This window comes from Streptomyces sp. JH002 (assembly GCF_050916115.1).
Taxonomy (GTDB): Bacteria; Actinomycetota; Actinomycetes; order Streptomycetales; family Streptomycetaceae; genus Streptomyces; species Streptomyces xiamenensis.
In genome coordinates, this window is sequence record NZ_CP087989.1 from 2,086,212 (window position 1) to 2,103,919 (window position 17,708).

14 protein-coding genes are annotated in these 17,708 nt (G+C 73.4%); 2 read left to right on the top strand and 12 right to left on the bottom strand.

What is annotated here, in order from left to right; translation table 11 throughout:
* Window position 1: 1 nt before the first annotated feature.
* The 4 genes from H7827_RS09065 to H7827_RS09080 all read right to left on the bottom strand — a co-directional run bounded on the left by H7827_RS09065 (window position 2) and on the right by H7827_RS09080 (window position 3,659).
* Window positions 2-757 (bottom strand): AIM24 family protein, encoded by a 756-nt coding sequence (locus H7827_RS09065; protein ID WP_030737229.1) that lies wholly within the window; start codon window positions 755-757, stop codon window positions 2-4.
* A 16-nt stretch (window positions 758-773) separates the two neighbouring features.
* A complete protein-coding gene (locus H7827_RS09070) occupies window positions 774-1,463 on the bottom strand; it encodes an AIM24 family protein (RefSeq protein ID WP_030737232.1) in 690 nt (229 codons plus the stop codon).
* 10 nt (window positions 1,464-1,473) lie between these two features.
* Window positions 1,474-2,994 (bottom strand): TerD family protein, encoded by a 1,521-nt coding sequence (locus H7827_RS09075; protein WP_432744040.1) that lies wholly within the window; start codon window positions 2,992-2,994, stop codon window positions 1,474-1,476.
* Window positions 2,995-3,080: 86 nt separating this feature from the next.
* A complete protein-coding gene (locus tag H7827_RS09080) occupies window positions 3,081-3,659 on the bottom strand; it encodes a M48 metallopeptidase family protein (RefSeq protein WP_030737240.1) in 579 nt (192 codons plus the stop codon).
* Between the two features lie 201 nt (window positions 3,660-3,860).
* Here H7827_RS09080 and H7827_RS09085 point away from each other — a divergent pair, with 201 nt between their 5' ends.
* Window positions 3,861-5,021 carry a TOMM precursor leader peptide-binding protein gene (locus H7827_RS09085; protein WP_432747960.1) on the top strand — a complete coding sequence of 387 codons (1,161 nt, stop codon included), beginning with the start codon at window positions 3,861-3,863 and terminating at the stop codon, window positions 5,019-5,021.
* Window positions 5,022-5,368: 347 nt separating this feature from the next.
* On the opposite strand, the gene H7827_RS09090 is transcribed toward H7827_RS09085, so the two are convergent.
* From H7827_RS09090 to H7827_RS09105, 4 genes are all read right to left on the bottom strand, one after another.
* Complete coding sequence (locus H7827_RS09090; RefSeq protein WP_030737246.1) at window positions 5,369-5,701, bottom strand: hypothetical protein; 333 nt, start codon at window positions 5,699-5,701, stop codon at window positions 5,369-5,371.
* Window positions 5,698-6,057, bottom strand: coding sequence for a WhiB family transcriptional regulator (locus tag H7827_RS09095; protein ID WP_030737249.1), 360 nt, complete (start codon window positions 6,055-6,057; stop codon window positions 5,698-5,700). Before H7827_RS09095 ends, H7827_RS09090 begins: the two co-directional genes overlap by 4 nt.
* A 98-nt stretch (window positions 6,058-6,155) precedes the next feature.
* Window positions 6,156-6,509, bottom strand: a complete 354-nt coding sequence (locus H7827_RS09100; protein ID WP_432744043.1) for a hypothetical protein — start codon at window positions 6,507-6,509, stop codon at window positions 6,156-6,158.
* A gap of 163 nt (window positions 6,510-6,672) precedes the next feature.
* Window positions 6,673-8,964: an ATP-dependent DNA helicase UvrD2 gene (locus tag H7827_RS09105; protein WP_432744046.1), complete on the bottom strand. Its 2,292-nt coding sequence runs from the start codon at window positions 8,962-8,964 to the stop codon at window positions 6,673-6,675.
* Between the two features lie 163 nt (window positions 8,965-9,127).
* Between H7827_RS09105 and H7827_RS09110 the strand changes: the two genes are divergently transcribed.
* Entirely contained in the window at window positions 9,128-9,391 is a 264-nt protein-coding gene (locus tag H7827_RS09110) for a mycoredoxin (protein ID WP_200364608.1), read from the top strand.
* Between the two features lie 10 nt (window positions 9,392-9,401).
* Here H7827_RS09110 and nudC read toward each other — a convergent pair whose 3' ends face one another.
* The 4 genes from nudC to H7827_RS09130 all read right to left on the bottom strand — a co-directional run bounded on the left by nudC (window position 9,402) and on the right by H7827_RS09130 (window position 17,675).
* Window positions 9,402-10,337 (bottom strand): NAD(+) diphosphatase, encoded by a 936-nt coding sequence (gene nudC / locus H7827_RS09115; protein WP_432744048.1) that lies wholly within the window; start codon window positions 10,335-10,337, stop codon window positions 9,402-9,404.
* A gap of 9 nt (window positions 10,338-10,346) precedes the next feature.
* The gene (locus tag H7827_RS09120) at window positions 10,347-13,673 is read right to left on the bottom strand and encodes an ATP-dependent helicase (RefSeq protein ID WP_432744050.1); all 3,327 of its coding nucleotides are present in this window, start codon (window positions 13,671-13,673) and stop codon (window positions 10,347-10,349) included.
* Window positions 13,674-13,718: 45 nt separating this feature from the next.
* Window positions 13,719-14,315 carry a Uma2 family endonuclease gene (locus tag H7827_RS09125; RefSeq protein ID WP_432744052.1) on the bottom strand — a complete coding sequence of 199 codons (597 nt, stop codon included), beginning with the start codon at window positions 14,313-14,315 and terminating at the stop codon, window positions 13,719-13,721.
* Between the two features lie 120 nt (window positions 14,316-14,435).
* Window positions 14,436-17,675: an ATP-dependent helicase gene (locus tag H7827_RS09130; RefSeq protein ID WP_432744054.1), complete on the bottom strand. Its 3,240-nt coding sequence runs from the start codon at window positions 17,673-17,675 to the stop codon at window positions 14,436-14,438.
* Window positions 17,676-17,708: the final 33 nt, after the last annotated feature.

Genomic DNA, 17,708 nt, shown 5'->3' on the forward strand with positions numbered 1-17,708 from the left:
GCTAACGCGGCCCCCAGGCACCGCCCTGGTGCAGGCCGGGGCCCGCGCCGACGCGGCCGGCCGTCGGGAGACGCTGGCCGAAGGAGGTGTGCTGGGGCGGCAGCAGTTCGCTGGGCTGCACCACCGCGTACCCCTCCCCCATGAAACTCAGCTCCCAGCCCTCGCCGGTCGCCCCGCGCCGCCGCCAGATGGAGCGGGAGGCGGTCTGCGCCTGCATCTGCACCCGCAGCCCGGTGCTCCAGGCCACCACGGCGTCCGCGTCGGCGCTCACGTAGCGGTCGGGCGTCACCGGCATCACCAGCGGCGCGTCCGAGGTGGTGATGGCGACCTTGCCCTGGCCGCTGATGACGAGGTTGTACGCGCCGGCCCCGGCGATGCCGTGCTGGCTCTCCACCGAGATGATCTCCCAGTGCAGATGGGAGTCGAAGGCCAGCACGTAGGCGCTGTCCACGGTGAGCCCGTCGTGGCCGACGTCCAGCACGTGGATGTGCTGGGCGAGGTTGGCGAGGTAGACGGTGCCCTGCCCGAAGCAGCGCATGAGCGGCAGCACCTCACCGGTGGCCCACTGCGCGTACTGCTGGTGCCGGCTCAGGTATTCGCCGTCGAACTCGACCATGCCCTCGAAGGCCACCATGGAGCCCGCCCGGGCCACCAGGTCCTCGCCCTCGCTCAGGTTCACCCGCAGCATCCGGGCGTTCTGCGAGGCGAAGCGCTCGGCGGACTGCGTCACCGTGTGGTTGAAGATCGTGCTCTGCATGTCCCGCTCTCCCCCGTTAGGACGGCTGCTGCTGCTCGGTGAGCCGCTCGGTGCTGTCCTCGCTGGGCTGGACGACGACGAAGCCCTCGCCGCTGAACCCCAGCTGGTACGCCTCGCCGCTGCCCCGGCCGATCAGTGAGGACGCCTTGAAGCTGCGTCTGCCCTTCATCTCCAGGCCGGTGGACCAGGCGACGAGCGCGTCGGGGTCCACGAAGATCTCGCCGTCCCGCGCGCAGTCGATGACCACCGGGACGCCGCGGCTGGTGACGGCGACCCACCCCGTACCGGAGATCCCGAAGTTGAACAGGCCCTGCCCGGCGAACTTGGCCATGCCCTTGACCCGCTGCACGCCCCAGGTGAGGTGGGCGTCGAAGGCGAGGACGTTCGTGGCGTTGACGGACAGGTTCTCGTCGTTGAGGGGGACGCAGACCACGTTGGCGCCGTAGTCGGCCAGGTAGAGGATGCCGTCGCCGTGGCAGCGCATCAGCGGGACGCTCTCGCCGCTGAGCCACTGCGAGGCGACCCGGCGCAGCGCTGCCGGGTTGGACTCGTACTGGATGAAGCCCTCGTAGGCGACCATGGAGCCGGTCCTGGCGAGGAGTTCGGCGCCGGTCCGCATGGCGATCTTGGCCATGGTGGGGCCGTGGTTCTCCATCCGCGCGGTCGGCGGGGTCGGGGCGTGGCCCGACACCATGTGCTGATCCATCATCGCTCCGTCAGATCTCGAACGGCTGGACGATCACAAAGTTCCCCGGGGCACCGCGGAACTGGAGCTGGGTGGTCTCCCCGCTGTCGCCGGGGTAGGCGTGGCGGCGCAGGCGGACCTGATGGGCCACCAGCACCTGGGCAGCCGCCGACCAGGCGATGGTGGCGTTGGCGTCGGTGAAGGTCATGGGGGTGACGGGGAGGACGAGGGGTTCGCCGCGGGTGGTGATGACGACGGTGCCGTGGCCGTGGAACTGAAGGGCGTAGAGCGAGCCGCCCGGGATGCCGTGGCCGTCGATGCGGCGTACCTCGTGGTCGAGGGTCTCGTCGAAGGCGAGGACGTGCTGGGAGGCCACGCACAGGGCGTCGCCCTGGAGCTCGACGGGGTGCAGGCGGGTGGCTTCCTCGGCGAGGTAGACCTGGCCGGTGCCGCTGACCCGCATGAGGGAGCCGAAGCCTTCGCCGGTCATGCCGCTGACCAGGCGGCGCTTGATGCCGCCGCCCTTGTAGGCGAAGTCGACGTCGCCCTGGTAGAGCACCATGGAGCCGAGCCTGGCCATGATGGGGCGGCCCTCGTCGGCGGCGAGGTCGATGCGGACGAGCTGGGGGTTCTGGAGGCTCCAGCGGCCGGCCTCGGAGCCGAGCGCGCCGTAGGCGTCGAGGGCCGTGCGTATCCCGCCGGCGGGCGGGGCGGGCAGCGGTTCCTGCGGCTGCAGCGGTGCCTGCCCGAACCCGGCGGCCGGAGCCGCGGCCGGGGGTGGCCCGGTGGGTACGGGGGCGGGTGGTCCGACCGGTGCGGCCGGCGGGGGGACGGCCGGTGCGGGGGCGGTCGGTGCGGGGGCGGTCGGCGGCGGGGCGGGCGCCGCGACCGGAGCGGCTGGGGCCGCGAACGTGACGGAAGCCGGCGCGGGCGCCGGCGGCGGCGCGGATCCGGGGCCGGGTGGTGGCGCGAAGCCGGGCACGGCGGCGGGCTGCGGCTCGGGCGCCGCCTCCGCCTCCGGCTCCTCCTCGACCTCGCCGCCGAAGTGCCGCAGCAGCGCCTCCAGACCGCCGTCGAAGCCCTGCCCGACCGCGGCGAAGCGCCAGCCGTCCTTGCGGTAGAAGTCGCCCAGCATCACGGCCCGCTCGGTGGTGAACTCCGAGCCCTCGAACGCGTACCGGACCACCTCCTCGCCGCCCGCCACGATGCGCAGATAGCCGGGCGCCGCCTGCGCCATGGTGCCGTCGCCGTCGATGGTGGCGGTGAAGGCGAGCCGGTCGATGGCGGCGGGCACCCGGTCCAGGGTGATCCGGAAGGACTCGGTGTCCCCGGCCTGCGCGCCCAGCAGTCGCAGGGACTCCTCGGGCGAGGCGATCTGGTTGTAGAAGATGAAGTACCGGTCGTCGCTGAGGCGTTCGTCGGCGTCGAGGCCGAAGCAGCTGATGTCGAAGGTCATCCCCGGACCGGAGATCTGGACGCCGACGTAGAGGTCCGTCCCCAGGGTGAGGTCACTGAGTCTGGCCTTCTGGCCGCGTTGGAATTGCCTGACCATGCGTATCCGACCGTCCCCCGGTCCCGATCCGAACGAACTGTGTCGATCAGCCTAGTCGTTGCAGCCGACAGCGGGACGGCGGCGTGTCAGTCGGGGGCACCGCAGGGGATGTACGGCAACCGCTCGGCGGCCACCACCCCCTCCAGGAATCCGCGGGCCCGCTCGGTGCGCGGATAGGCGTCCAGCAGCCGCCAGAAGCCCTCGCCGTGACCGGGCACCAGGAGATGCGCCAGCTCGTGGAGGATGACGTAGTCGATGACGTACTCGGGCATGCCCTGGAGCCGGTGGGAGAGCCGGATGCTGCCCATGGCGGGGGTGCACGAGCCCCAGCGGGAGTTCTGGTTGGTCACCCAGCGCACACTGTCGGGGCGGGCCCGGCCGCGCAGATAGCGGGCCGAGAGCTCGGCCGCGCGCTGCCCCAGCGCGTCGTCGTCGAGCATCCGGCGGTCTTCCTGGGCGGCGAGCTTCTCCAGCATGACGGAGACCCAGCGCCGCTCCTCGTCGGCCGACATCCGGGCGGGGATGAGGACCACGGTGCGGTCGCCCTCGCGGTAGGCGGAGACCGTACGCCGGCGGCGGGTGGAGCGGCGCACCTCGACCGCCCGGTCCACCGGGGGGCTGATCCGCGGCGGGCCGGCGCTGCTGTTCAGCGGATCGGCGGTCACCCTTCGACGTTACCCGCTGACAGGCGGAAATGTCCCCCCTGGCGGCTCCGGAGCGGGCAAGCGCCGTGGAATCGGGCCGCTTATCGGACCATATCCCTCACATGTGGATAACTTTTCGCTCCGCCGCCGCGCGATCGTGCACGCTGAGTCACGAACAGAGCGCGACAGGTGAAAGCGATAGTGAAAGCGGGGATGACCCACATGCATCCGATGATCAAGCCGGCCCTGCGCCGTGGCTGGCGGGACGGACACACGCTGCGCTTCGGGGTGACCCCCGCCCACGCGGTGCTGCTGGGGCCGGTGGACACGGCCACCCAGAGCTTTCTGACCCTGCTGGACGGCACCCGGGGGCTGCCCGCGTTGCGGGACGCGGCAGCGGCACTGGGGCTGGGCCGCGCCGCCGCCGACCGGATCGCGCACCGGCTCACCGACCTGGGCGTGCTCGACGACGCGGCGGCCGACCGTGCGGCGGCCTCCCGGGTCACCGAGGCCGCGCGGCCGGACCTCGCCTCGCTGTCCCTGGTGCACCGCGAACCCGGCCGGGGGCTGCGCCGGCTGCTGGAACGCCGCCGGGCCTGGGTGCGGGTGCGCGGCGCCGGTCGGGTGGGCGCGGCGGTGGCGGTCACGCTGGCCCAGGCGGGCGTGGGCCGGGTGGAGGTGGTCGACGGTGGCCGGGTGTCGGCCGCCGACACCTCGCCGGGCGGGGTACGCGCCGACCGCAAGGGGGAGCGCCGCGCCGAGGCGGCGGCCTCGGCGGTGAGCGCCGCCGTCCCCTGGCAACGCGAGGGTGGGCCGCCCCCGCCCGGGGAACGGCGGGAGGGGCCGCATCTGGTGGTGCTCGCTCCGCGCGACGGCATCACCGCCTACGCCCCCGACCCGGCGGCGGCCGCTCCGCTGCTCGCGGCCGGCACACCCCATCTGTACGCGGGGGTGGTGGAAGCCACCGGCTTCACCGGTCCCCTGGTGCGGCCCGGGCGCACAGCCTGTGCGGAATGTCTGCTGCACACCAGGGCCCGGGGCGAACCGGGCTGGCCGCTGCTAGTGGCCCAGTGGCGCAACGCCCGTCCCGGTACGACCCCGTCCTGCGACGCCGCCCTGGCCCAGACGATCGCGGGACTGACGGCGGCCACCGTGCTGTCCTACCTGGACGGCACGGCCCCGCCCCCGCTGAGCACCCGGACGGAACTCTCCCTGCCCGACCTGTCCTTCACCACGACCACCCATCCGCCGCACCCCGACTGCCCCTGCGGAGCCTTCCGGTCCGGCACCCATCCCCCGCCCTCACCCGTACCCGACACCGAAGACGTCACCGACGCGCCACCCCAGGGTCGCGCCGCCTCCCCGGCCGGGGCTCCCCCGTGAAGGTCGGGACGGGGCCGGGCGATGCTCCGGCAGCCGGAGGCCGGTCCGCCCCACCCGCCCTCCCGGAGTGCGGGCCGGGGACCGGATCACACTGCCCGGTGCGCGACGGAAAGGCACTGCCCCGCCGGACGGGCCGGCCCGCGAAGGCCGCCCCCCTGACGGCGCACCCCGGCCGACCGCCCCGACCGCGCACCGCGGGAACGCGGGAACGCGGGAACGCGGGAACGCGGGAACGCGGGAACGCGGGAACGCGGGAACGCGGGAACGCGGGAACGCGGGAACGCGGGAACGCGGAAGCCCCCGCCGGGGCGGGGGCTTCGGTCGAAGGTGGACGGCCGCTGACGAGGTCAGCGCTGGTGGAGCACCGCCTGGGCCAGGGCCCGGCGGGCCCGGTTGGAGGCCCGCTCCGCACGGGCCTGGAGGCGGCGGGACTTGCGGTGCAGCCGGTCGGCGATGGCCACCTGCCGCGACATGCGTTGAGATTCGGCTTCGCGCACGCGTTCGCTCATATGGGAGCGGGCCAGCGCTTCTGGGATGAGATACAACTCGGTGATCCTGTTCTGGTCCTGGCGCGGTGCGACCGCGGCCAGATCTGCGGTGTTGTCGTTCAGTGGACGGATCCGTGAGATCCGCCGGGGGCCATGGGCGGCCGGGTTTCCGATGGTGCCGTTGGTGTTCATGAGGCGAGGACCGGGTTCTTGCGCGGGCGGCCACGGGGCCGCTTCCTCGGCACCACCACACCCTGGACGAAGAGCTCGCCGCCCCAGACGCCCCACGGCTCACGCCGCTCCTTCGCGCCGGCCAGACATGCCTCGCGCAGCGGACAGGCGCCGCACAGCGACTTGGCGTATTCGACGTCCTCGGGGGACTCGGCGAAGAACACCTCGGGGTCGTAGGAACGGCACGGCACGGTGGCGTCGAGTCGCTCGATGGCCTCGTCGAGTTCGTTGAGGCTGTACAGCGGGGTCACAGAAGTCTCCGGATCGGGTGGTGAGTTCAGGTCAGGTCGGGCGGACGGCGCGATGGGCACGGTCATGTCTTCGTTCTTTTCTGTTGTCGTGGGCAAAACAGAAGGGCCGCGGATCCCGAAGTGGGTTCCGCGGCCCTGGAAGGTGCCGACCTGATCTGTGCCGATCAGGCTGGGTGCATCCAGGGTTTGAGCCCGCGGAGGGCCCACATCGTGTGGAGCTGGGTCTTCTGCTGTCCGAACAGCTGATTCGCTGCCACTGCTGCCGCGCCGGCGCCGTTGGCTGCTGCTGCTGCGATCGCGTCATAGGCATCCGATGCCTGTGCCGCTGCCGCTGCCACTACCGCGGGCGCCTGGGCCGGTCGCTCACTGCGCTCGGCGCGCTCAATGCGCACCTCACGCACGGCTTCGGCACCGGAGACACCGGTGGCGAAGAACAGGTGGGAACCGCCCGGCAGGCAGGAGGAGACGACGTCATGGCCGGACAGCCCGGACAGTTTCGTCAGAGTGATGCTCGCCACTGGAATCGCCTCCCCTAAGGAGTCTCGGCGGGTACAGGAATCACATCCTGACCCGAGGCATACAGAATCGGTACAACTCAGTACAGCACGGCTCGTCCGGAAGCGAAAGCCTCCCTCGACGCCGTGTGCAGCACGCTATGCGTATCGCTCGGGGCCGCGCAAACTATTTTCCCGAGGTTTCCCCGTCGGGGTGATCGGCGGTCTCCTCCGGCGCCTCCCCGTCCCGCTCGGGAAGCTCCTGACCTGCGCACAGGGCCAGGACGTCGTCGCCGAACTGCGCCAGTTTGTGGGCTCCGACACCCGAGATCCGCGACAACTGGGCCCGGTCGCCCGGCACCGACTCGGCGATCGCCATCAAGGTGACATCGGTGAACACCGCGTACGCCGGGCGTCCCAGCTCCTTCGCCTGCTCCAGACGCCACTCCCGCAGCCGCTCGTACAGCGCCTCGTCCATGGTGGAGGGGCAGTCCACGCAGCGCCGCAGCTTCATCTCGGTGGCCTCGGTCAGCGTCCGCCCGCACACCCGGCACGGCACCGGGCCGCGCGGCTTGCGCCGGCGTCCGCCCTCGCCACCGCCCTCGACGCCGCCCGCCCCGCCCTTGCGACGGGCACCGGCGGGACCCGAGCCGGGCCGCAGCCCGTCCAGAAAGCGGCTGGGCCGCCGGGAGGCCCGGCCGCCCGGGGCGCGCGCCAGCGACCACGACAGCGTCAGATGCAGCCGGGCCCGGGTCACCCCCACGTACAGCAGCCGCCGTTCCTCCTCGATCTGCTCGGCCGTCTTGGCGTGCGTGATCGGCAGCATTCCGTCGGTGAGCCCGACCAGGAACACCGCGTCCCACTCCAGGCCCTTGGCGGTGTGCAGGGAGGTGAGGGTGACCCCCTCCACGGTCGGGGCGTGCTGGGCGTTGGCCCGCTCGTCCAGTTCGGCGACGAAGGCGACCAGCGTGGCGCCAGAGGTGGCGCGCTGGAAGTCCTCGGCGAGCCGTACCAGGGCCGCCAGGGACTCCCACCGGTCCCGGGCGGCGCCCGAGCCGGCCGGCGGCTCCGGCGTCCAGCCGGTGGTGGCCAGCACCGCGCCCACCTCGGCGGCCAGGCTGTCCGCCCCCACCAGGGCCTGGTCGTTGCCGCTGCCGGCCCGCGCCGCCCCGCGCAGCGCCATCCCGGCCTGCCGGATCTCGGGGCGTTCGAAGAACCGCTCGGCGCCCTTGAGCTGGTAGGGCACCCCGGCCTCCGCCATGGCGGCCTCATAGCTCTCGGACTGGGAGTTGGCCCGGTACAGCACAGCGATCTCGCTGGCGGGCACGCCCTCCCCGCCCTGCTCGACCGGGGTCATCAGCTGCCGGATCCGGCGGGCGGTCGCGGCGGCCTCGGCCGGCTCGTCCGGGTGCTCGGAGAACTCCGGCTCGGGCCCGGCCGGGCGCTGCGAGATCAGCTGGAGCCGGGACTCGGCGGCCCGCCCCTTCGCCTGGTCCAGCAGACCGTTGGCCAGCTGCACCACCTGCGGGGTGGAGCGGTAGTCCCGCACCAGCTTCACCACGGTGGCGTTGGGGTGCAGGGTGCGGAAGTTCAGCAGATGGTCCGGGGTGGCCCCGGTGAAGGAGTAGATGGTCTGGCTGGCGTCCCCGACCACGCACAGGCTCTCCCGGTCGCCCAGCCACAGCTGGAGCAGCCGCTGCTGGAGCGGGCTGACGTCCTGGTACTCGTCGACGACGAAGTGCTGGTACTGGCGGCGCACGGTCTCGGCGATGTCGGCGCGGTCCTGGAGGATGCCGACGGTGAGCAGCAGCACATCCTCGAAGTCGATGGCGCCCCGGTCCTGCTTGAGCTGTTCGTAGGTGGCGTAGATGCGGCTGGTCTGCGCGGGGTCGCGCGGCGCGTCCTTGCCCGCCTTGACGACGGCCGCCGGATAGTCGTCCGGGGTGGTCTGGGTCACCTTGGCCCACTCGATCTCGCCGGTGACATCGCGCAGCTCGTGGCCGTTGAGGGAGATCCGGCAGCGCCCCGCCGCCTCCGAGATCAGTTTGATCTTGCGGTCCAGCAGGCGGGGCACTTCGCCGCCCACCGCCCTGGGCCAGAAGTACTGGAGCTGGCGCAGCGCGGCCGAGTGGAACGTCCGGGCCTGGACCCCGCCCGCGCCCAGGCCGCGCAGCCGGCCGCGCATCTCGCCCGCCGCCCGGTGGGTGAAGGTGACCGCCAGCACCGTGCTGGGCTGGAAGACCCCCGAGCGCACCCCGTAGGCGATGCGGTGGGTGATCGCCCGGGTCTTGCCGGTACCGGCCCCCGCGAGCACGCACACCGGGCCGTGCAGGGTGGTGGCCACGGAGCGCTGTTCGGGGTCGAGCCCGTCGAGCACGGCGTCGGCGGAGTCCGGGACGGTCGGGAAACCGGAGGAGCCGGGGAGGCCGGGGGAGCCGGGGAGTCCTGGGGGCGGGGTTGCTGCTGTCACGCCCGTCATGCTGCCAGGTCCCGCGCCGGGATGCGGGTCACTTGTCCACAGGCTCGGTCATACCGTCACACCATTCCTGGGGATTACGCACTCCACCGTCGGCGTTGTCCCTTCAGCGATGATGGGATCGCCACCGAGACGCACATCCGCACACGACCAAGGAGCGCACACGATGCTGGGCACCGTGACGATGTACAGCACCACCTGGTGCGGCTACTGCCGCCGCCTGAAGAGCCAGCTGGACCGCGAGGGGATCGCCTACACGGAGATCAACATCGAGGAGAACCCCGAGGCCGCCACCCTGGTGGAGAAGGCCAACGACGGCAACCAGACCGTGCCCACGGTCGTCGTCGCCCCCAACGGCGGCGGAGCCGAGGTCACCATGACCAACCCCTCCCTCGCCCAGGTCAAGCAGGCCCTGGTCCCGGTCTCCTGACCGCACCCGGTCAGGCCAGATCGGCCAGCGGCTCGCCGTACCACATCTCGATCAGCCGGGCCGCGATGGAGACGCCGGACGGGGGCAGCACCTCGCCGGCCTCGATCGCGGCCCGCAGCTCGTCCCGCGAGAACCAGCGGGCCTCCTCGATCTCCTCGCCGTCCACCTTGACGACCGAGGTGACGGCCCGCGCCATGAAGCCCAGCATCAGGCTGGAGGGGAAGGGCCACGGCTGGCTGGCGACGTACTCCACCTCGCCCACCACGATCCCGGCCTCCTCGGCGACCTCCCGGATCACCGCCCGCTCCACCGACTCCCCCGGCTCCACGAAGCCGGCCAGCGTCGAGTAGCGCCCCTCCGGCCAGTGCATCTGCCGCCCCAGCAGCGCCCGGTCCTCCCCGTCGGTGACCAGCATGATCACCGCCGGATCGGTGCGCGGATAGTGTTCTCCGCCACACGCCGGGCAGCGCCGGATGTGCCCGGCCGCCGCGATCACCGTGCGCTCCCCGCACCGCGAGCAGAAGCGGTGCGAGCGCTGCCAGTTCTCCAGCGCCACGGCGTGCACCAGCAGTTCGTTGTCGCGCTCCGACAGCAGCGGGGCCGCCTCGCGCAGCCCGGCCGGGCGCGCGGCGTCGTCCATCCGGCCCGGCAGCGCGTCCTTCTGGAGCGCGAAGTAGCGCACCCCGTCCGGGTCGGTGCCCAGGAAGTAGCGGTGCGCCTCGGTGAACGGCGCGTCGAAGGACGGCATCATCACCAGCTCGGTGCGGCCGTCCTCGGTCTCCTCGATCAGTGCTTGCCCGCCCGACACCACGAACACCCTGGTGGTGGGGTGGCTCCAGGCCGCCCCCAGCCAGGCCTCGTCGAGACGGTGCTCGCCGCCCCGGTCGATGCCGCCGTTGCCGGTGAGCGCGATCGGCTGGACGCCGTTGTCCGAGGTGCTTGCCATACCGGAAGCCTATCCGGGGTCGTTCGGCTCCCAGGACTCCTCCCCCAGCAGCAGCCGCTCAAGACCGGCCCGCCCCGGCAGCACGGTGGGCCGTACGACCTCCCCGCTGCGTACGTACAGGAACGCCGCAGTCACCCGGTTCAGCGGCAGACCGCGCCGCTCCGCCCACGCCAGCCGGTAGATCGCCAGCTGGAGCGGGTCCGCGTCCTGCCGCCTGGCGGTCTTCCAGTCGATGATCTCGTACCGCTCACCACCCTGGTCGTCGGTGCGGTAGACCGCGTCGATCCGGCCCCTGATCACCCGGCCTGCCAGGGTCAGCTGGAACGGCGCCTCGATGCGGTACGGGGTGCGGCGCGCGTACGGGGTGCGGCCGAACGCCTCCTTCAGCGCCGCCAGCTCCCGCTCGTCCGCGATCACGTCCGCGTCGCCGCCGTCCTCCGCGGCGCCCGGCAGCTCGTCCGGGCCCAGCATCGGCAGCGGCAGCTCCTCGAAGCGCGACTCGACCCAGGCGTGGAAGCGGGTGCCGCGGCGGGCCGCCGGCTGCGGCGGTCGCGGCATCGGGCGGGCCAGCTCGCGCGCGAACCCCTCCGGGTCGGACGCCAGCCGCTGCACCTGGGTCGCGGACAGCGACACCGGCAGCGGCACCTCCCGTACGCCCTCCCTGGCCCGGCGCAGCTCGCCGGCGAGGGCGTCCAGGTCACGGTCCCAGGACTCGACGGCGCGCCGTTCCTCCGCCGTGAGCTGCGGGGGCGGCCCCGGCACGGCGGCGGGCCGCTCCTCGAAGCCCTCGCGCAGCAGGTCGAGCACCCGGTCGGCGGCGCTGCGGCGGCGCGCCAGCGCGACCGGCTCCAGCGGCAGCGGCCAGGAGCGCTCCTCGGTGGGCTCGGCGAGTGCCGGGTTCTCCTCGTCGTCCTCGGGGATCTCCGCCCAGTGCTCGACCTCCCCGTGCGCGGGGTCGCTCTCGCAGTGGGCGCGCAGCGCCTCCAGATAGGCGGAGGGGCCGCGTTTCTTCTTCTGGCTGGGCCCCCACCAGTGGCCCGAGCCCAGCAGCAGGCTGCGGGGGCGGGTGAAGGCGACGTAGCCCAGGCGCCGTTCCTCGTGCAGCTGGTGCTCGGCCACCAGCCCGGAGTACGCCTTGTAGGCGGCGGCCGTCCAGCTCTCGATGGCGGGCAGGGTGGCGGCGTCGCCGCGCAGCGGGTGCGGCAGGGTGCGCGGGTGTTTGAGCCAGGAGTCGCGGGCCTGCGCGGAGGGGAAGCCGCCCTGGCCTGCGCAGAGTCCGGGGACGGCGACCACGTCCCACTCCAGGCCCTTGGCCTGGTGGACGGTGAGCACCTTGACGGTGTTCTCGGCGCTGGGCAGCGAGCCGTCCAGGCCCTTGTCGTACTGGGCGGCGGCGCGCAGGAAGGCGAGGAAGGCGGTGAGGCCGCCGCCGAGCCGTTCCCCGTCGACGGCGACGCCGGTGCGGCCGGCGGCGAAGGCGGCGGCCACGTCGAGGAAGGCGGTGAGGGTCTCGCGGCGGCGGGCCGCCAGCGCCTGCGGGGAGGCGGAGAGTTCGACCTCGAGCCCGGTGACGGCCAGCACCCGGTGGAGCACGTCCATCAGGGGGTCGGCCAGCGACCGGCGCAGTTCCCGGATCTCGGCGGCCAGGTGCGCGAACCGCACCCGGGCCTCGGCGGAGAACGGCAGCCCGTCCTCGTCCGCGTCCTCGCCGATGAAGGTGTCCAGCGCGTCGGCGAGCGAGGTGGTCTCGGCGGGGTCGGTGCCCTCGACGGCGGCGGCCAGCCGGTCCTGGTCCGCGCCGGGGGCGGCGCGGCGCACCAGGATCCGCGCCCGGCGCCCGAGCAGCGCCAGGTCGCGCGGGCCGACGCGCCAGCGGGGCCCGGTGAGCAGCCGGACCAGCGCGGCGTTGGCGGTGGGGTCGGCCAGCACCTCGCAGACCGCGACCAGGTCGGCGATCTCGGGCAGGTACAGCAGCCCGGAGAGCCCGACGACCTCGACGGGGACGCCGCGTTCGACGAGTTCGCGCTGGATCTCGGCGAAGTCGTTGCGGGTGCGGCACAGCACGGCGATCTCGCCGGGGGCCGTGCCGGTGCGCACGAGATGGGCGAGGGAGTCGGCGAGCCACTCCAGTTCGGCGGCGTGGGTGGGCAGCAGCGCGCAGTGCACCCGGCCCGCCCGCTCGGCGCCCTCGGCCGCGCGCAGCGGTACGACGGCGGGGTGCAGGGCGCGCAACGGTGCGGCCAGATCGTTGGCGAGCTGGAGGAGGCGCCCGCCGCTGCGCCGGTTCTCGCTGAGCGAGTGGCGGCGGGCGGGGGTGCCTTCCCCGAGCTCTTCGAGCAGGGGAGACCCCAAGGCGGCCGGGAAGTGGTCGGGGAAGTCGTCGAGGTTGGCCACGGAGGCGCCGCGCCAGCCGTAGATGGCCTGGCAGGGGTCGCCGACGGCGGTGACGGGGTGGCCGGTGCCCGCGCCGGCGCCGAACAGTCCGGCGAGCATGATGCGCTGGGCGACGGAGGTGTCCTGGTACTCGTCGAGGAGGACCACGCCGTACTCCTCGCGCAGCGCCCGGCCGACCTCGGGGATGTCGCGGGCGAGGGTGGCGGCCAGCGCGATCTGGTCGCCGAAGTCGATGAGGTCGCGGGCGCGTTTGCGGGCCCGGTACTCCTGGACGACGTCGAGCAGGTGGCCGCGGCCCTGCGCGGCCTCGCGGACGCGCCGCAGATCGTTGTTGGTGAGGGCGGTGGCGTCGAGCTCGGCGAGGAGTGCGCGGTCGAAGTCGCGCAGTCGCTCGGGCGGTACGAGGTGTTCGGCGAGTTCGCCGTCGAGGGCGATGAGGTCGGTGACCAGGGTGGTGAACCCGGCGGCCGGCGCCTCGAAGGAGGCGGGCGCGGCGCGCAGCACCTCGGCGGCGAGCTGGAACCGTCCGGCGTCGGCGAGCAGCCGGGAGGCGGGCTCGATGCCCAGCCGCAGCCCGTGCTCCTTGAGGAGGCGGCCGGCGAAGGCGTGGTAGGTGGAGATCTGCGGCTCGCCGCCGGGCTCCCCCGTCTCGGTGGTCTCCTGGCCGATGCCCGCCTTGGCGAGGGACTTCCGGATGCGTTCGGCGAGTTCGCCGGCGGCCTTGTTGGTGAAGGTGAGACCGAGAACGCGCTCGGGGGCGACCTGCCCGGTGCCGGTGAGCCACACCACGCGGGCGGCCATGACGGTGGTCTTGCCGGACCCGGCCCCGGCGACGATGGCCTGCGGCGCGGGGGGCGCGGTGATGCACGCCAGCTGTTCGGGGGTGAAGGGGATCCCGAGCAGCTCACGGAGCTGTCCGGGATGCGTCAGTCGTGCGGCCACCCGGAAGAGGCTATCGGCGACCGCTGACAGCGGAGGCCGCGGGCCCTACCGACTGGGGCGGCGCGGCGGACAGATCTTGAACCCGGTGGTGTCGAGGGCGAAGCCGAAGGGCTCCGGCAGTTCGATGGGGCGACCGAACTCCGCGGTGGTACGGGTGCGGTAACCCTGGTCGTACGGCTGTGCATGCAGGTGGCTGAGACCGTCGTGGGGATCGACGATCAGATAGAGCGGGACCTTGCTTGTGCCGTACCAGAAGAGTTTCTTGATCTGGTCCACGTCCCTGTCGCCGGAAACCACCTCCACGACAAGATCCACACTGTGGCAGGGCAGTGGATGGGGGTTGTCGGCGATGGCGTCCAGCGTGGTGACGGACAGGTCCGGCTTGGGTTCGAAGGACGAGTCCGGGGAGATCACCGCTTGTTCCGGCAGGGCTTCCCAATCCTCCCGCTGGAACTGGGAACCGAGGTCGCGCACGATGCGGTTGTGAAACGGTGTGGCCGCTGCCTGCAACACGATTTTTCCGTCGATCAGTTCGATCTTGAGCTCATCAAGCTCCGGAACTTCCTCCAGAAAACGCAGCAGCTCGTGCGGGTTGGCGATCGGCGACATCGTCACGATGCTTTCTTCCGACATCACGGTCATCGCGGCGCCTCCTTCCTGGTCAAACGTAGGAGTAGAAGGCGCTTGCCCCAGCACGATAGCCAGAACTCCCCTCTATGGGGTGATCTTGACTCGCTGAGGCTGACGCGTGCCCGCCTCGCGTCACTCCACCACCTGGCGGCCCTCCGTGCGGCCCGAGCAGGAGGCGCGGAAGTGGCAGGTGCCGCATTGCTGGCCCGGGGTGGGGGTGAAGCGTTCGTCCAGGACACGCCCGGCCGCCGTGGCGAGCAGGTCGCCGACCCAGTCGCCCTCCAGGGGCGGCTGTTTCTGGACGGCAGGCAGCGTGTCGCCGCCTTCCTTCTTCGGGGCGCCCTGGCGCAGATGCACCAGCGAGGCGCCGCCGATCTCGGCCTCCCCGTGCCGTACGGCGAGCTGGTACACGGCCAGCTGCGGGTGCCGTTCCACCTCGGCCCTGGTCGGCTTGTTGCGGCCGGTCTTGAAGTCGACGACGTACGCGCGGCCGTCCGCGTCCCGCTCGACGCGGTCCAGGGTTCCCCTGATCCGGATGCGGTGCTCGCCCGCCGCCAGCGTGACGTCGAAGTCCTCCTCCGAGGCGGCCGGCTCGAAGCCGGTCTGGCCCTGGAGGACGTGCCAGCGCACGAACCGTTCCAGGGCGGCGCGCGCCTCGTCGCGTTCCCTGCGCGACTGCCAGGGCGCCTCGAAGGCGAGCCCTTCCCACACCACGTCCAGGCGTTCCATCAGGACGGCGAGGTCGGCCGGGGTGGTGCCGGAGGCCACCTCGTCGGCCAGGACGTGCAGCACGTTCCCGAAGCCCTGGGCGGTCGTCGCCGGGGCGTCCGCGTGCACCTCGCGCCCCAGGAACCACTTGAGCGCGCAGGAGTTCACCAGTTCGCCCAGCGCGCTGGCGGACAGCGCCACCGGGCGCTCCGGGTCGCGCACCGGGGCCGCCGACAGCGTCTGCTCGCGCAGTCCCCACCAGCGCTGCGGGTGCGCTGCGGGCACCAGCGCGTGGCCGTCGCCGTCGCGCAGCGCCGCCAGCTTCGCCAGCCGGCGCGCCGCCGCCTCGCGCAGCGCGGGCGTCACCGCGGGGTCGACGGTGCACGCCCGCAGTTCGGCGATCAGCGCGGACAGGGCCAGCGGACGGCGCGGGCGGCTGCTCACGTCCTGGGGCTCCACGCCCAGTTCGGTCACGAAGCGCGACGGCTGGTCGCCCTCGTCCGCGCCGCGCACCGCCGTCACCACGAGGCGGTCCCTGGCCCGGGTGGCCGCGACGTAGAACAGCCGGCGTTCCTCGGCGAGCAGCGCGCCGGGGGTCAGCGGTTCGGCGAGACCGTCGCGCCCGATGCGGTCCGCCTCCAGCAGGGAGCCGCGCCGCCGCAGATCGGGCCACAGCCCTTCCTGCACCCCGGCCACCACCACCAGGGACCACTCCAGGCCCTTGGCACGGTGCGCGGTCATCAGCCGTACGGCGTCGGGCCGTACCGCCCGCGCGGCCAGGGTGTCGGCGGCGATGTCGTGGGCGTCCAGTTCGTCGAGGAAGATCAGCGCGCCGCGTCCGCCGCCGCGCTCCTCGGCGCGGGCCGCCGCCTCGAACAGCGCGCAGATGGCGTCCAGGTCACGGTCGGCGTTGCGGCCGGCCGCGCCGCCGCGCCGGGCGGCCCGCTCCAGCCGGTCGGGCCAGGTGGTGCCGGACCACAGCTCCCACAGCGCCTCCTCGGGGCTGCCGCCGCCCGCCAGCAGTTCGCGGGTCTTGCGCAGCAGCAGGCCCAGTTGCCGCGCGCCTCCCGCATACCCCTGGTCGTGGGCGACCAGTCGCTCCGGCTCGGCCAGGGCGCGCGCCAGCAGTTCCCCCGAAGGGCTGGGGACGGCGACCCCGGCGGTGCGTTCCTCGTGGCGCAGTGCCCGCCCCAGGCGCCGCAGGTCGGCGGCGTCCAGGCCGCCCAGCGGGGAGGTCAGCAGGGCGGCGGCGGTCTCCGGGTCGAAACGGGCGGCGGGCTCGGCGACGGCGCGCAGCGCGGTGAGCAGCGGCGCCACGGCCGGTTCCTGGCGCAGCGGCAGGTCGGCCCCGTCCACCTCCAGCGGTACTCCGGCGGAGGTGAGCGCACGGCGCACGGCGGGCAGCGAGCGCCCCCCGGCGCGGACGAGGACGGCCATCTCGCCCCAGGGCAGGCCATCCTCCAGATGGGCGCGGCGCAGCAGATCGGCGATGTTCTCCAGCTCGGCGCCGGGCGTGGGGTAGGTGTACACCTCCACCGAGCCGCCCTCGCGCACGGCCGTCAGCGCGCGGTGCCGCCGTACCGCCCCGGCCGGCAGCCGGGCCAGCGGCATCCGCTGGGTCAGCAGCCGGGTGGCGTCCTGCACGGTCGCGGCCGAGCGCCGTCCGGTGGTGAGGACCGTGACCGCCGCCGGGTCGCCCGCCGCCGTGCGGAAGGCGTCGGGAAAGCCGAGAATGCCGCCCACGTCGGCGCCCCGGAACGCGTAGATCGACTGGTCCGGGTCGCCGAACACGATCAGGTCGCGCCCGCCGCCCCCTCCGGCGAGCGCGCCGAGCAGCGCGGCCTGGGCCGGGTCGGTGTCCTGGAACTCGTCCACGAACACCGCGTCGTACCGGGCCCGCACCCGGGCCGCGATCTCCTCGCGCTCCGTCAGCCGCACGGCGCCGCGCACCAGACCCGCGTAGTCGAGCACGCCCTGTGCCTCGGTGACGTCCAGATACTCGGCCAGGAAGTGCGCCGCCGCCTCCCAGTCGGGCCGTTCGGTGCGGCGCGCGAAGTCGGCGAGCGTGCCGGGGCCCAGGCCCAGCTCGCGGGTCCGGGCGAGCACCGCGCGCAGTTCGTCGGCGAACCCGCGCGTCGTCAGGCAGGCGCGCAGCTCGGCCGGCCACGGCACGCGCGGCGGCAGCTCCAGCTGTCCGGCCAGCAGCTCCCGCAGGTACACGTCCTGTTCGGGGCCCGACAGCAGGCGCAGCGGCTCGGCGTACAGCTCCCGGTCCTGGTGCGCGCGCACCAGCGCGTAGGCGAAGGAGTGGAAGGTGGTCGCCTGCGGCGCGCCGCCGCCCATCCGGGCCGTCATGCGGTCGCGCAGCTCGGCGGCGGCCTTGCGGCTGAAGGTGAGCACCAGCACCCGCTCGGGGTCCGTGCCGGCCGCGACCCGGGCGGCGACCGACTCCACCAGCGTGGTCGTCTTGCCGGTGCCGGGCCCGGCGAGCACCAGAAGCGGTCCGCCCGGATGCTCAACCACAGCGCGCTGGCTTGCGTCCAGTACAGGGGGGTGCGTGGTCAGGACCGGATCGCGCACCAGTCGGTACGCTCCGGAGGCCGGGGCGTTCGGGGGCGCCTCACGGACGGAGTCCGGGGGCGGGACAGAGAGGCTCACGTGCATAGCGGATTCTCGCGGGGGGTCCCCTTGGGGATG

Excerpts from the sequence above, each read along its gene's own strand:
- H7827_RS09065 (WP_030737229.1), bottom strand. The coding sequence starts at position 757 with ATGCAGAGCACGATCTTCAACCACACGGTGACGCAGTCCGCCGAGCGC.
- H7827_RS09070 (WP_030737232.1), bottom strand. The coding sequence starts at position 1,463 with ATGGATCAGCACATGGTGTCGGGCCACGCCCCGACCCCGCCGACCGCG.
- H7827_RS09075 (WP_432744040.1), bottom strand. The coding sequence starts at position 2,994 with ATGGTCAGGCAATTCCAACGCGGCCAGAAGGCCAGACTCAGTGACCTC.
- H7827_RS09085 (WP_432747960.1), top strand. The coding sequence starts at position 3,861 with ATGCATCCGATGATCAAGCCGGCCCTGCGCCGTGGCTGGCGGGACGGA.
- H7827_RS09090 (WP_030737246.1), bottom strand. The coding sequence starts at position 5,701 with ATGAACACCAACGGCACCATCGGAAACCCGGCCGCCCATGGCCCCCGG.
- H7827_RS09095 (WP_030737249.1), bottom strand. The coding sequence starts at position 6,057 with ATGACCGTGCCCATCGCGCCGTCCGCCCGACCTGACCTGAACTCACCA.
- H7827_RS09105 (WP_432744046.1), bottom strand. The coding sequence starts at position 8,964 with ATGACGGGCGTGACAGCAGCAACCCCGCCCCCAGGACTCCCCGGCTCC.
- H7827_RS09110 (WP_200364608.1), top strand. The coding sequence starts at position 9,128 with ATGCTGGGCACCGTGACGATGTACAGCACCACCTGGTGCGGCTACTGC.
- nudC (WP_432744048.1), bottom strand. The coding sequence starts at position 10,337 with ATGGCAAGCACCTCGGACAACGGCGTCCAGCCGATCGCGCTCACCGGC.
- H7827_RS09125 (WP_432744052.1), bottom strand. The coding sequence starts at position 14,315 with ATGACCGTGATGTCGGAAGAAAGCATCGTGACGATGTCGCCGATCGCC.
- H7827_RS09130 (WP_432744054.1), bottom strand. The coding sequence starts at position 17,675 with ATGCACGTGAGCCTCTCTGTCCCGCCCCCGGACTCCGTCCGTGAGGCG.